Annotated in this window: 1 protein-coding gene; it reads right to left on the bottom strand. The window is 63.6% G+C overall.

Annotated features, from left to right (window positions below):
* A partial coding sequence (psbR, locus tag DJ021_RS18465) for a photosystem II protein PsbR (protein WP_133255065.1) occupies positions 1–363 on the bottom strand: 363 nt, incomplete at its 3' end.
* Positions 364–409 lie beyond the last annotated feature (46 nt).

The following is a 409-nucleotide window of genomic DNA, read 5'->3' as shown; positions in this document are numbered from 1 at the left end:
CCCGGCGAGCGTCACCGCCCAGATGAGAAGCCCCGTCGTCCCTCCAACGTAGACATCGCCTGACGGAGACCACTCCTCCGGCGAGTAGATCGGGCTGTATCCATCGACGTTGGCGCCGTACTTGTCGACGAACTGGTAGACGCCCTTTCCCTTGGCCTTCCTCCCCGACGCGTCGACGCCCTCCTTGTATTCCAGTCCTCCTCCGATACCGTAAGGCGTGTTGGTCTTGATCTTCTTCCCGCCGCTGGCCTGAACCCTGAGGACGGAGGAAGACCTCGCCAACGCGGGGAGGCCCTTCGCGGGGGACCTCGCCACCATAGGGGAAGGCTTCAAGGACAAGGAGGACATCACAGAGGCCGCCATCTCACTCGCCGCTACCTCCTGCTCCTGCGCTCCGCTCCGATTTCAC

The organism is Phenylobacterium hankyongense (assembly GCF_003254505.1).
Taxonomy (GTDB): Bacteria; Pseudomonadota; Alphaproteobacteria; order Caulobacterales; family Caulobacteraceae; genus Phenylobacterium; species Phenylobacterium hankyongense.
The sequence above is the reverse complement of the archived record's forward strand: the minus strand, read 5'-3'. Positions and strand labels throughout refer to the sequence as shown.